Genomic DNA, 12826 nt, shown 5'->3' with positions numbered 1-12826 from the left:
TCAGGCGGCCTCAAGCGAAGGCCGGGCCGGTCGGGGGGCGTTCGTCGACGGCCCGCGCGGGCGACGGGGGCACGTCGGTGGGCAGGGTGACGGGCAAACGGCCTTCGAGCGGCAGGCCCCGGCTCAAGGTATCGATGGCCGCCTCGATCTGAACGGGTTCGGCCCCGAAGGCGAGCACCCAGCGCGCCGCCTCGGGCAGCTGCGAGACCAGAAAGGGGCTCGAGAACGAGAGGACGGTCGTCTCGACCCGGCGCGCGATCGCCCGCAAGGGTTCGAGCAGGTCCTCGGTGAGCAGGCTGCGGTCCTTGCTGACCCGGATGGGCGAGAAGACCCCGACCAGGACGCCGGGCGCCGAGGCCGCCTCCTGCAAGAGGGCCTCCCATTGCTGGGAAGTGGTCTCACGCGAGACGCGGGTGTGGCGCGCGAGGCCGTGGGCTTCGAGGGAACGATGCCAGGCATCGAGGCGCGAGGGGTCGGCCCCGTCGTCCACCCCGACGACGAGCATCCCCTTCGAAAGCGGCCCTGCCTGCTCCCCCTTGGCGAGCGTGAGCGCCCTGCGCGCCACCTGGCGCGCCAGCTCCTGCGGCTCGCCCTCGGGCGCGTCCGACACCGAGCGATCGAGGCGACGCTTGGCTTCCAGCACGCGCTCAGCGGCCTCGTAGACCCTTGCTTCGGACAGCACCCCGCCCTCGACCGCCGCCACCAGCCCCGCGTGGGCCGCATAAGGGTCCGGGGGCATCAGGAGCACGTCGCAGCCGGCCGCCACCGCCCGGACGGCGGCCTCGGCCGGCGAAGCGGAAGTGGTGATGGCCCCCATGAGCAGGGCGTCGCTCACGATGAGCCCCTTGAAGTCCAGCTCCTCGCGCAAGAGGCCCGTCATCGCCGCGCGGCTGAGGGTGGCGGGCGCGTCGATCCCAAGAAGCGGCAGGGCCAGGTGGGCCGACATGACCGACGCCACGTCGGCTGCGATCGCCGAGCGGAATGGCGGCCACTCGATCGCTTCGAGCCGCGCGCGCGAAGCGATGACCGCCGGCAAGCGGGTGTGCGAGTCGGTGGCGGTGTCGCCGTGCCCCGGGAAGTGCTTGGCGCAGGCGAGGGCCCCGTGGGCCTGGCAGCCCTTCACGAAGGCCGCGACCAGCTCGGCCACCCGGGTCGGATCGCCCCCGAAGCTGCGGATGCTGATGATCGGGTTGAGCGGGTTGCTCGTCACGTCCGCGACCGGCGCGAAGACCCAGTTGACCCCGACCGAGAGCGCTTCGCGGGCGGTCCAGGCGCCGAGCTGGTAGGCAAAATCGGGCGCGTCCGCGGCCCCGAAGGCCATGGCGGGCGGAAAGGCGCTCAATCCCTCGATCTGCTGCCCTGCCCCGTGCTCCATGTCGGCGGCGATGAGAAGGGGCAGACGGCTTACGGCCTGGAGGGCCGCGACCCGCTCGCGGGTCGCGGCGGCCTTGCCGTGAAAGAGGATGTAGCCGCCCCAGCCGTAGCGTTCGAGCTCCAGGGCGACGGCTTCGGCGTGGTAGGGGCGATCGCCCAGCTGCGCGCCGAAGAGGGTCGGGCAGATGAGCTGTCCGACCGCCTCGTCCAGGCTCAGGTCCCTCGCGGTATGCGGCAAGCCCATCCTCGCTCCTCTCGACGCTGGTTCCCCGGAAAAAGCCGACCTCGATTATAGCGTTTGCCGACCGCGTCCCGCATGGCGATGCCTGCCCCTCAAACGGAACAAACCCTCGTCTCTTGTTCGTCGAAGCCTCGACCCGTACGATCCTGCGGAGGGGGTGTGCCCATGGTCCCATCGCCGAGTCCGCATGACGACTTAGAGGCCCCGATCCTGGACGAGCAGCAGAATGTCTCGCTGGATCGGCTCTGGTTCCTGGTCCATGCCGGCGGGATCCTCGCCTCCTCGCTCGAGGTCGAGAGCATCCTGCAGAGCGTCGCCCGGCTTGCGATCCCCCTATTGGCCGATTGGTGCGTGGTGGACCTCTTCGAGGGGGGGGAGCCCCGGCGGCTCGTGTCGCTGCACGCCAACCCCGCGCTCGAAGCGCCTGCCGAGGCGATGAGGCGCTTTCCTCCCAACCTCTCCAAGGAGGAAGGCATTTCCAACGTGCTGCGCACGGGCAAGCCGATCTTCCTGCCCGAGCTCGGCCCGAGCTACCTCGAAACCGTCGCCCTCAGCGAGGCGCATCTCGCCCTCTTGCGGCGCCTCTCGCCCCGCACCATGATCTCGGTACCCTTGAGCGCGCGAGGCAGCCTGTTCGGCGCCATCAGCCTCTTTCGCTCGAACGGCGATCGCCCCTACACCTCGGAGGATCTGCTCGTCGCCGAGATCCTCGCCCAGCGCGTGGCCGTCGCCCTCGACAACGCGCGGCTCTACCAGGATGCCGAAGGCATGCGCGATCGCTTCCATGCGCTCATCGACGACGTGGACGGCATCGTCTGGGAAGGGAACCCGGACACCATGGCCTTCACCTTCGTCAGCAAGCGTGCCGAGGCCATCCTCGGCTACACGCAAGCCGAGTGGCTCGCGCCCGGCTTCTGGGAAAGCCACCTCCACCCGGAGGACCGCGAGGCGATCGTCCGCCGATGCGTCTCCACCACCCGATTGGGCCAGGACCACCGGCTGCTCTACCGGATGATCGCCGCCGACGGGCACACCGTCTGGATCAACGACTACGTGCGGGTCCTCGTCGACGAGAGCGGACGCCCCGTCCAGTTGCGAGGGGTCATGCTCGACGTGACCCTCCAGCACGACCTGGAGGTGGAGCGCGCCCGGCTCCAAGGCGAAGAGCAAGCAAGCCGCGCCGAGGCCGTGGCCGCCAAGAAGCTCGATCGGCTCAAGGACGAGCTGATCCACACGGTCTCCCACGAGCTGCGCGCGCCTTTGACCACCATCTTCGGCTACAGCGAGTTCCTGGAAGAAGGGACCGCCGGCCCCCTCGCGCCCCAGCAAGCGGAGTTCGTCCAGCAGATCCGGGCCGCCAGCCTCCAGTTGGAGCGCCTGGTGGACGACCTTCTGGACAACGCCCGGATCAGCGCGGGCACCTTCCGGCTCAACCTGGTGCCCTCGGATCTCGGACGCCAGATTCGCGAGGCCGTGAGCGCGCTCAAGCTCAGGGCCTCGGAGGCGGGCGTCCAGATCGCGGTGGCGCTCTCGCCGGAGCCGCTGACCCTCGAGATGGACCCGCAGCGCATCCACCAGGTCCTGAGCAACCTGATCACCAACGCCCTCAAGTTCACCCCCCGCGGAGGGCGCATCACCGTCCGGGCCCGCGTCGAAGGCGATCGGATCCACTGCGAGGTCCAGGACACCGGTATCGGGATCGCCTCCGAGGACCTCCCCAAGCTCTTCCAGCGCTTCGGCCAGCTCGAAGCGGGCAAGCGCGAGCAGGGCACCGGGCTCGGTCTCAGCATCAGCAAGTCCCTGGTCGAAGCCCACGGCGGCACCATCGGGGTGATCAGCCAGCAGGGCCAAGGCACCACCTTCTGGTTCGACCTGCCCCGCAGCCCTCAGCGGGAAGAGCAGAGCACCCCCTCATAAGGAGCGACGCCATGCGCCGATCCGTCTTGCTCGTCTCGATGGCGCTCCTCGTCGGCGCCTCCACTGCGCAGGGCGCGGCGCTCCCCATCCCGGGCGACTGGCCCTATCCCGTCACCGGCGAGCCCACGCGAGCCGCCCACGCCATGGTCAGCACGGTCTCACCCCTCGCCAGCCGGATCGGCCTCGACGTGCTCAAGCGCGGCGGCAACGCCGTCGACGCGACGGTGGCCGTCGGCTTCGCCCTGGCGGTCACCTGGCCCGAGGCCGGCAATATCGGCGGCGGCGGCGTGATGCTGATCCGCGACGCCAAGGGCAACCTCAAGGGTCTCGACTACCGCGAGACGGCTCCCGCCGAGGCCCACCGCGACATGTTCCAGGGACCGGCGCGCCCGGGCGAGCGGCCTAGCCTACACGGTCACCTGGCGGTCGGCACGCCGGGGACGGTCCGGGGGTTGTGGGTAGCCCATCGGCAGCTGGGGCGCCTGCGCTGGCCCGAGCTGCTTCAGCCGGCGATCGCCCTTGCTCGCGACGGCTTCGTGGTGGACCCCGCCCTCGCGGCCTCCCTGCAGGATCGCGCCGCCCTGCTCAGTCGAAACCCCGAAGCCTCGCGGATCTTCCAGCCCAAGGGCAAGCCGCTCGTGGCAGGCGAGCGACTCGTGCAAACGGACCTCGCCCAGACGCTGCGCCAGATCGCCGAGCGCGGACCCGAGGGCTTCTACAAGGGGCCGGTGGCCGAGGCGATCGCCGCCGACATGGCGCAGCACGGCGGCATCGTGAGCGAAAAGGACCTCGCTTCCTACCGAGCCAAGTGGAGATCGCCGCTCAAGGCCCGCTACCGCGGGCATACCGTCATCAGCATGCCGCCTCCGAGCGCGGGGGGCGTCATGCTCCTCGGGGCGCTCCAGATGATCGCCGACGACGATCCGCGAAAGCTCGGCTTCCACTCCGTCCCGATGATCCACCTGCTCGCCGAGGTGGAGCGGCGCGTCTACGTGGATCGCAACACCTACCTCGGCGACCCCGACTTCATCACGGTGCCGCTCGACAAGCTGCTCGCCCCGTCGTACGCGAGAGAGCGCCGCGCGAGCATCGATCCCAAGCGCGCGACTCCCGTGTACGCCATGAAGCCCGGCCTGGAGGGTCCCCAGACGACCAGCTACGTGGTCGTCGACCGCGAGGGCTGCGCCGTGAGCAACACCTACTCGCTCAACGACTCCTTCGGCTCGGGGGTCGTCGCGCCGGGGACCGGGGTCCTGCTCAACGGGGTGATGGACAACTTCACCACCCAGCCGGGCCTCCCCAACTTCTACGGCCTGGTCCAGGGCGAGGCGAACGCGATCGCACCGGGCAAGCGCATGCTCACCTCCAAGACCCCGACCATCGTCCTCGATCCAAAGGATCGGCTGCTCCTGGTCCTCGGGACCCCTGGCGGGGCGAGCACCCCCGTCACCATCCTCCAGGTGCTGATCAACGTGCTCGACTACGGCATGACCCTCAAGGAGGCCATCAACGCGCCCCGCTTCCGACACCAGGGCCTACCAGACCGCATCGACTTCGAGCCCCGGGGCTTCCTCCCCGGCACCCTCTCGGCGCTTGCGGCCATGGGTCACCACGTCCACGTCGAGAAAGAGCCGATGGGCGACGTCAAGGCCATTGCCGTGACCCCGAGCGGCACGCGCGAGGGCTACGCCGATCCCCGTCGCGGTGGGGTGGCCTTGGGGTACTAGCGCGCGAACCGGTGGCCTAGAGCCTGAAGCGCACCCCGACGATCGTGCCGCCGCCCACCGTCAGCTCCGCTTCGGGGGTGAACCGAGCGGCGACCTCCAGGCTCGTGTGCGGCCCGAACTTCACCATCCCCTTGTCGTCGGTCATGAAGGTGACGGTGGGCGAGAAGGTGATGGGCAGGCTGCGACCGAAGAAGTTCGGGAAATCGTAGCGGTAGCTGAGCGCAAGCCCCGCCTCGCCCACCGGGATGACCACCGGTTCGGGGGCAACACCGACCGGGGTGGAAGCGTAGGTCTGTACCCCGGTGTAGGCCCCGAGCAGGCCGAAGGCGATCGTGCCGGTGTCGCGCACCGTGTAGACCAGGTGAGCCGCTGGGGTCAAGCTGGTGCCGACGCTGCCGTAGTAGACCGACGCGCTGGTGACCGCGCCGCCGACGGTGATCGGTCCCGCCGTGAGATTGAGGCTGGCACCCGTCATGCCGAGGCCCAGGTTGAGGCCCTGATCCAGGCCGGCACGGGCCTGCACCGAGGCCTCGGCCGGCATCGCGAAGGTGCTGGCGGCGCCAGCGGCGAGCATGGCAAGGGCAAAGCGGGCGAGAGTGGCGTGTGCTGCTTTCAACTGGTACGCTCCCTGGTAGAGAAGAGGAACACGAACGGCGATCAGAAACGCCCTGCGTTTCCCTGCGAGAATACTGTAGGAGAATCACATACCCGATCACGTCGCTTTCGATCGGGTTGAAACTTTTTCGCCCCTCTTTCCCGTAGTCCTACCAGGCCCCTCCATTTGCTCCCCCTTTCGGTAGAAAGCGCCATGAAGCAACTCTTGACCGCGTCTCTCCTCTGGTCCGCCCTCGCCTGGAGCGCGAGTGCCGCGCCCGTCTCGCTCGACGGGCTCATCCAGCGCGCGCTCGACCAGCACCCCAGCCTGCAGGCGGCCCAGCAGAGCGCCGCCGCCCAAGCCGAGCGCGTGGGCGCCGCCCAGGCCCCCAACCTGCCGCAGGTCAACCTCAACTCCAGCCTGCAGTACAGCACCAACCTCTCCAACGCTCAGACGAGCGCTCAGCCCTTCGCCCTCTCCACGGCGGGCCTCTCGCTTCGGCAGCAGCTCTACGACTTCGGCAAGACCGACTCCGAAGTGGCGATCGCCCGCGCCAACGCCGACATCAGCCTGCTTGCAGCCCAGAACCAAGCCGTTGACGTCGCCTACGGGGTCCGGCAGGCCTACCTCCAGTGGGTGCGCGCCGCGCAGATCGAGCGCCTCGCCCGCACCCGCCTCGACTCGGCCTCGCGGCTCTCGGCCCAGGCCGAGGCCTTCTGGAAGGCGGGCAAGCGCTCCAAGATCGACGCGACCCGCGCTGCCGCTACCCTCGCCCAGGCCCGCGCCGAGCTCATCGCCGCTCACACCGGCGTCGAGCAGGCCCAGCGCACCCTGAGCGCCGCCGTCGGCCAAGAGGGCCTCATCGCGGGCGAGCCCGCCTTCCCGGCGCCACCCGCCGAGACGAGCCAGCCCCTTGCGACCCTCGAACAGACGGCCCTCGAGCGGCATCCGGCTCTCCAGACGAGCGCCGTGCGCCTCCACCGCGCCGACGCCACCCTGCGCTCGGCCGAGAAGGCGAACCTGCCCGACATCAACCTGGACGTCAACTACGGCCTGCGCGCCCGCGACATGACCCCCGGCCAGAACTGGACGGCGGGGGTCGGCTTCAGCATGCCCCTGTTCAACGGCTTCTCGACCGACCGTCTGCGCTCCGCCGCTGGCTCCGAGCTCGCCGCCACCGAGGCCACCGCGCGCGACCAGGCCCTCCAGGTCCGCACCGGGGTGCAGAAGGCCTACCTCGCGCTCTCCGGCACGCGCGATCGCCTGCCCGCTTCCCAGGCCTCGGTCTCGAGCGCCCAGGAAAACCTGGCCCTCGCCGAGGGCCGCTACCAATCAGGCGTCGGCTCGATCATCGAGGTGAGCGACGCCCAGGCCCTTTTGGCGAGTGCTGAAACCGACTTCGTCCGCGCCCAGACCGACTACCACCTGGCGGCCGCAGACCTCCTGCGCGCCGCCGGCCTCACGGGGATTTCGAAATGAGCCACCACCGCACCCTGCTTGTGACCCTCACCTGCGCCCTCTTGATCGCCGGCTGCTCGGGCGACAAGGAGCCCGCCAAGAAGGGCGGGATGGGCGGCAAGCGCGGCCCCGGCGGCGCGGTCACCGTTTCGCTCGAAAAAGTCGGGCCGCGTGACCTCATGGAGACCCTGGCGCTGACGGGCACCCTTGCTGCCGATCGCCAGGTCGCGATCGCCCCGCGCGTCTCGGGCCGCCTCACCGAGGTGCTGGTCCAGATGGGCGACCCGGTCAAAAAGGGCCAGGTCCTCGCCAAGCTCGACGACGCCGAGCTTCAAGCCTCCGTCCAGCAGGCCCGGGCGGCCGTCGAGAGCGCCCGCGCCACCAAGCGCCAGCGCGAGATCGACCACGCCAACCTGGCCCGCATCGCCAAGCGCACCCGCGAATTGCTCGACAAGGACTTCATCTCGCGCCAGGAGTACGAAGACGCCCAGGCCAAGGCCGACGGCGCCCAGGCCACGGTGGCGCTCGCCGCCTCCGAGGTCTCGCGCCAAGAGGCCGCCCTGCGCGAGAAGCGCGAGGCCCTCTCCCAGGCGGTCATCACCGCCCCCATGAGCGGGGTGGTGGGCGCGCGCCTGCTCGAACCCGGCGCCATCGCGGGCCCCAGCCAGACCGTGCTGAGCCTGGTCACCGCCGGCAGCCTCAAGACGATCGTCCAGGTGGGCGAGGCCGCGCTGCCGCGCCTCAAGGTCGGCTCACCGGCCACCGCCCAGGTGGACGCCTGGCCCGATCGCACCTTCAAGGCCAAGGTCTCGCGCGTCGCGCCGATGGTTTCGACCGACACCCACACCGCCCAGGTGGAGCTTGCGCTGGACGACCCGACCGGTGCCCTGCGCCCCGGCATGTTCGCCCGCATCGGCCTCACCCTCCAGGAGCGCAAGGGGGCGCCCACCGTGCCCATCCAGGCGCTGGTCAAGCAGAAGGACCAGGACGGGGTCTTCGTCGCCGAGGGGGACAAGGTCCGCTTCGTGCCCGTGCGCACGGGGATCCTGACCGAGACCCACGCCGAGGTCGTCGAGGGCCCGGCCCTCGGCACCGCCATCGTCACCATGGGCAACCACCTGCTGCGCGACGGGGCCTCGATCCGCGCCGAGGGCGAGCGCAAGCGCCGCGGCCCTGGCGACGGCGCGCCCGGCGAGTGGCAGGGCAAGCGCGAGGGGAAGGGGAAGCGGAATGAATCTCACTAAGCTCGCCATCACCCGGCCCTTCACGGTCGCGGTCGGCTTTCTGATCGCGATCCTGATCGGCCTCTTCTCGCTGATGCGGCTGCCGGTGGACCTGATGCCCGACATCAGCTACCCCACCGTCTCGGTCTCGACCACCTACGCCGGGGTCGGCCCCGAAGAGATCGAGACCCTGCTCACCCGGCCCATCGAGGAGGCCGTCTCGGGCGTCCAGGGCCTCGAAGAGGTCACCTCGACCTCGGCCGAGGGCCAGAGCCAGGTGCGCCTGAGCTTCCGCTGGGGCACCAACCTGCAAGAGGCCATCGACGACGTCCGGGCCCGCCTGGACCGCATCCGCAACCGGCTGCCCGACGACGCCAGCGCGCCCACCATCCGCAAGTTCGACATGGCCGCCATGCCGGTCTTCTTCATCGGGATGGCGGGCGACATGCCCGCGGCCTCGCTCAAGAAGCTCGCCGACGACGAGGTCAAGTTCCGGCTCGAGCGCCTGCCCGGCGTGGCGGCCGTGGACGTGCGCGGCGGCCTCGACCGGCAGATCCACGTGGAGCTCGACCGGCACAAGCTCGCCTCCTACAAGCTGACCATCGACCAGGTGATCTCGGCTTTGGGCCGCGAGAACCTCAACGCGCCGGCGGGCGACTACCGCCAGGGGGCGCGCGAGACCGGCCTGCGCGTCAGGGGCGAGTTCAAGAACGTCCAGGACATCGCCGACACCCCCATCGTCAACCGCGGCGCCACCCCGATCCGGGTCCGCGACGTGGCCGTGGTCAAGGACTCCTTCCAGGACGTGAAGCGCACCGTCTACATCGACGGGGTGCCGAGCCTCAACATCGCTATCAGCAAGCAATCCGGATCCAACACCGTCCAGGTGGCAGAAGCCGTCAAGCGCGAGATCGAGGCGATCAACCACGACCTGCGCGGCGCGAGCCTCTACGTCACCAACGACTCCTCGCGCTTCATCTCGCGCGCCATCCACCACATCGCCAACGACCTGGTGATCGGCTCGGCGCTCGCGGTGCTGGTGCTGCTCTTCTTCCTGCGCAACCTGCGCAGCACCCTGATCGTCGCCACGGCCATCCCGGTCTCGGTCATCGCGACCTTCGCCCTGTTGTACTTCCAGAACTTCACCCTCAACACCATGTCGCTGGGGGGCCTGGCGCTCGGCATCGGGCGCCTGTTGGACGACTCGATCGTCGTCATCGAGAACATCTTCCGCCACCGGGAGATGGGCAAGAACCCGCTCCAGGCCGCCCTCGACGGCACCAAGCAGGTCTCTCTGGCGGTCGCCGCCTCGACCTTCACGACCCTCGCGGTCTTCGTGCCGCTCATCTTCCTGACGGGCATGACCGGGGTCATGTTCAAGCAGCTGTCCCTGGTCGTCGTCTTCGCCCTGACCTGCTCGATGATCGTGGCGCTGGGCCTCATCCCCATGCTCAGCTCGCGCTTCCTCAAGGACGAAGAGGCCCCCAAGCAGCCCGCCGTGCGCCGCATGTACGAAGGCATCGGCGGCTTTTTGGACGGCATGGATCGCCGCTACGCGAAGAGCCTCGACTGGGCCCTCTCGCGCGGCAAGCGCGTCGCGGCGACCATCGCCGCCGTCAGCGTCGCGAGCCTCTTCCTCTTCCCCATGATCGGCTCCGAGTACATGCCGAGCTCCGACGAGGGCGAGGTCCGCGTCCGGGTCGAGATGGCCGAGGGCACCCCCCTCGACGCCCTGGAGGCGGCCTTCCAGAAGGTCGAGGCCATCGTGCGCCGCGAGGTGCCCGAGGCCCTCAGCCTCCAGTCCGAGATCGGCGGCGGGGGCTGGGGTGTGAGCGCCAACAACACCGGCACCCTCAATATCCGGCTGGTGGACCGCGCCGAGCGCCAGCGCTCCAACGATGCGATCGCCACTGCCCTGCGTCCCAAGCTCTCCGGCATCCCCGGCGTGACGGCCCGCGCGAGCGCCTCGGGCGGCAACCGCATGATGCAGATGGGGCAGACCGACGGCAGCAAGCTGGGCGTCCAGATCCGCGGCTACGACCTCAAGACCGCCCAGCGTCTGGCCAAGGAGGTCGAGGCGGCAATGGCGGGCACGCCCGGTCTCTCGGACGTTCAAGCCGAGCGCCAGGGGGGCCGTCCCGAGACGGTGCTCGCCGTGGACCGGCAGAAGGCCGCGAGCCTCGGCGTGACCACCACCCAGGTCGCCCGCGCCCTGGAATCGGCCATGCTCGGCAGCAACGCCACCATGCTCCGTGAGGCCGGCGACGAGTACGCGGTCCTGGTGCGCCTGGCGCCCGAGCAGCGCAAGTCCCTCGATGACGCCCTCGACCTCAAGCTCACCAGCGCCTCGGGCGCGCAGGTGGCGCTGCGCGACGCGGTCCAGGTGATCGCGGGCACCGGCCCCACCCAGATCAAGCGCGAGAACAAGGAGCGCGTCTTCAACGTCACGGGCGAGATCGAGAGCAAGGACCTGGGCGGCACCGTCGCCAAGCTCCGCGAGCGCCTCGCCGGGATCTCGCTGCCCAGCGGCTTCGCCCTCTTGGTGACGGGTGACTTCGAGGAGCAGCAGAAGTCCTTCAACGAGCTCACGACGGCCCTCGCCCTCGCGCTCTTGCTGGTCTTCCTGGTGATGGTCGCGCAGTTCGAGTCGCTGCGCTCGCCGTTCATCATCTTCTTCTCGGTGCCGGCCTGCGTGATCGGGGTCGTGCTCGCCCTCTTGCTGACGGGCACCACGCTCAACGTGCAGTCCTACATCGGGATGATCGTGCTGGTCGGTATCGCCGTCAGTAACGGCATCGTCATGGTCGACTTCATCGACCAGCTCCGCAAAGAGGGCGTGCCGCTCGCGGAGGCCGTGCGCCGGGGGGCCCAGGTGCGCCTGCGCCCGGTCCTGATGACCAGCGTGACGACGGTGCTCGCCATGGTTCCGATGGCCCTCGGCCTCGGCGAAGGCGGCGAGTTGCAGTCCCCCATGGCCCGCGTGGTCATCGGCGGCCTCATCACCTCGACGGGCATCACCCTCTACCTGGTGCCCATCGTCTACGGCTGGCTCAACCGTAAGACCAAGGTCGCCCCGCAGACCGAGGCCATGCTCACGGAAAGCGCGGTTTAACCCCCCAAAAACAGCAGGCCGGCCCATCGGGGCCGGCCTGCTGTTTTACTTGGGGCGCGCTATTCGAAGACGTAGCACTCGAAGTAGCTGCTCGTCCCGATGTAGGCGGGCTTGAAGAAGTCGTAGGGCATGTAGAAGTAGCCCTGCTGGCCCCAGTCCTTGCCCCAGGAATTGCGGACGAGGAAGGCCTGCTTGGCGTCGTCGTAACCGACCATCGTCATGGCGTGACCGCCGATGACCGACTCGCTGCGCCCGGGCAGGGGCATCTCACCCGTCTGCGCCATGGCCTTGGTCATGAACGAGTCGTAGAGGGGCACGCCGAAGATGATGGGATGGTTGCTCGCGAGCGCCGACTTCATGCCCTTGACGCTCGAAACCCGGCTCATCTTGATCTGCTTGTAGGCCTTGGCCTCGTCGTACTCGGCCTGGCTCGCGTCGTAGGCGAGGCCCGCCTTGCCGTCCACGTAGGGGGTCGTCGCCTCGGCGGCCGCGCCGACCTTCACGGCGACCCGGGCGGCCACGTCCATGAACGAGCCGGTGTCCCGCTTGGTCGCCTTGGCCATGCGCCCGGTGTCCTGCATCTCCTTGCGGGTGGCGTAGTAGAAGAAGAGCGGCGAAAGGGTGCTGGCCTTGGGTGCCTTGCGCCCCTTGATCGCGATCGTCGCCTCCATGGCGCTGGTGGTAGCGAAGGCGGCGCAAGAGCCCAGGGCCCCCTGGTTACGGACCGGCGTGAAGTAGGAGCGCAGATCCACCTTGGCAGGCAGGGTCTGGCCCTGGATCTGCAAGAACTGGATGCCCATCTCGCTCTCGAAGCTGGCAAGATCCGAGGCCTTGTGCTTGTTGGGCAGCAGGCCCAGGGTGATGGGGCCGATCTCGGTCTTGATGGTGCGCGCCTCGCTCTGCGCGCCATTGGCCGCCAAGGCGTCGGCGCCGTCCTTCGAGAGGCCCATGCCGGGCGTCAGGGCGCACCCCGGCAGGAGCAGCGTGAACGCGATCAGGGCAACGAAGGACTTGGCGCGAGTGATCATGGCAACATCTCCTGCTCGGAAATAACACCTTCCTAACACTCTAGCTATCGCGTCCGTGGACCGGATCTTGCGATCCTTCAAGCAATCTTAGTTCAAGCTTAATCACACCACGGGGCCGCAGCGCAGGCGAGCTCGGTGCAGCGAAGCAAGA

At 69.2% G+C, this 12826-nt stretch carries 8 protein-coding genes; 5 read left to right on the top strand and 3 right to left on the bottom strand.

The window, feature by feature from the left end:
* Nucleotides 1-10: 10 nt before the first annotated feature.
* The gene (locus J7643_16615) at nt 11-1612 is read right to left on the bottom strand and encodes a hypothetical protein (GenBank protein MBO9542213.1); all 1602 of its coding nucleotides are present in this window, start codon (nt 1610-1612) and stop codon (nt 11-13) included.
* Nucleotides 1613-1780: 168 nt separating this feature from the next.
* Here J7643_16615 and J7643_16610 point away from each other — a divergent pair, with 168 nt between their 5' ends.
* Both J7643_16610 and ggt read left to right on the top strand, forming a co-directional pair.
* Nucleotides 1781-3532, top strand: a complete 1752-nt coding sequence (locus J7643_16610; protein ID MBO9542212.1) for a PAS domain-containing protein — start codon at nt 1781-1783, stop codon at nt 3530-3532.
* A gap of 11 nt (nt 3533-3543) precedes the next feature.
* Nucleotides 3544-5259: a gamma-glutamyltransferase gene (gene ggt, locus J7643_16605; protein MBO9542211.1), complete on the top strand. Its 1716-nt coding sequence runs from the start codon at nt 3544-3546 to the stop codon at nt 5257-5259.
* 16 nt (nt 5260-5275) lie between these two features.
* On the opposite strand, the gene J7643_16600 is transcribed toward ggt, so the two are convergent.
* A complete protein-coding gene (locus J7643_16600) occupies nt 5276-5875 on the bottom strand; it encodes a hypothetical protein (protein MBO9542210.1) in 600 nt (199 codons plus the stop codon).
* A 192-nt stretch (nt 5876-6067) separates the two neighbouring features.
* Between J7643_16600 and J7643_16595 the strand changes: the two genes are divergently transcribed.
* Genes J7643_16595 through J7643_16585 form a run of 3 tightly spaced genes read left to right on the top strand, consistent with a single transcriptional unit; the run spans nt 6068 to nt 11647 of the window.
* The gene (locus J7643_16595) at nt 6068-7333 is read left to right on the top strand and encodes a TolC family protein (protein ID MBO9542209.1); all 1266 of its coding nucleotides are present in this window, start codon (nt 6068-6070) and stop codon (nt 7331-7333) included.
* Complete coding sequence (locus J7643_16590; GenBank protein MBO9542208.1) at nt 7330-8556, top strand: efflux RND transporter periplasmic adaptor subunit; 1227 nt, start codon at nt 7330-7332, stop codon at nt 8554-8556. The genes J7643_16595 and J7643_16590 overlap by 4 nt, the downstream gene beginning before the upstream one ends.
* On the top strand, nt 8543-11647 hold the full coding sequence (locus J7643_16585) for an efflux RND transporter permease subunit (protein ID MBO9542207.1): 3105 nt from the start codon (nt 8543-8545) through the stop codon (nt 11645-11647). Before J7643_16590 ends, J7643_16585 begins: the two co-directional genes overlap by 14 nt.
* Nucleotides 11648-11706: 59 nt before the next feature.
* On the opposite strand, the gene J7643_16580 is transcribed toward J7643_16585, so the two are convergent.
* On the bottom strand, nt 11707-12675 hold the full coding sequence (locus J7643_16580) for a C1 family peptidase (protein MBO9542206.1): 969 nt from the start codon (nt 12673-12675) through the stop codon (nt 11707-11709).
* Nucleotides 12676-12826 lie beyond the last annotated feature (151 nt).

Source organism: bacterium (assembly GCA_017744355.1).
Classification (GTDB): Bacteria; Cyanobacteriota; Sericytochromatia; order S15B-MN24; family UBA4093; genus JAGIBK01.
This window is presented reverse-complemented; position numbering and strand designations above follow the sequence as displayed.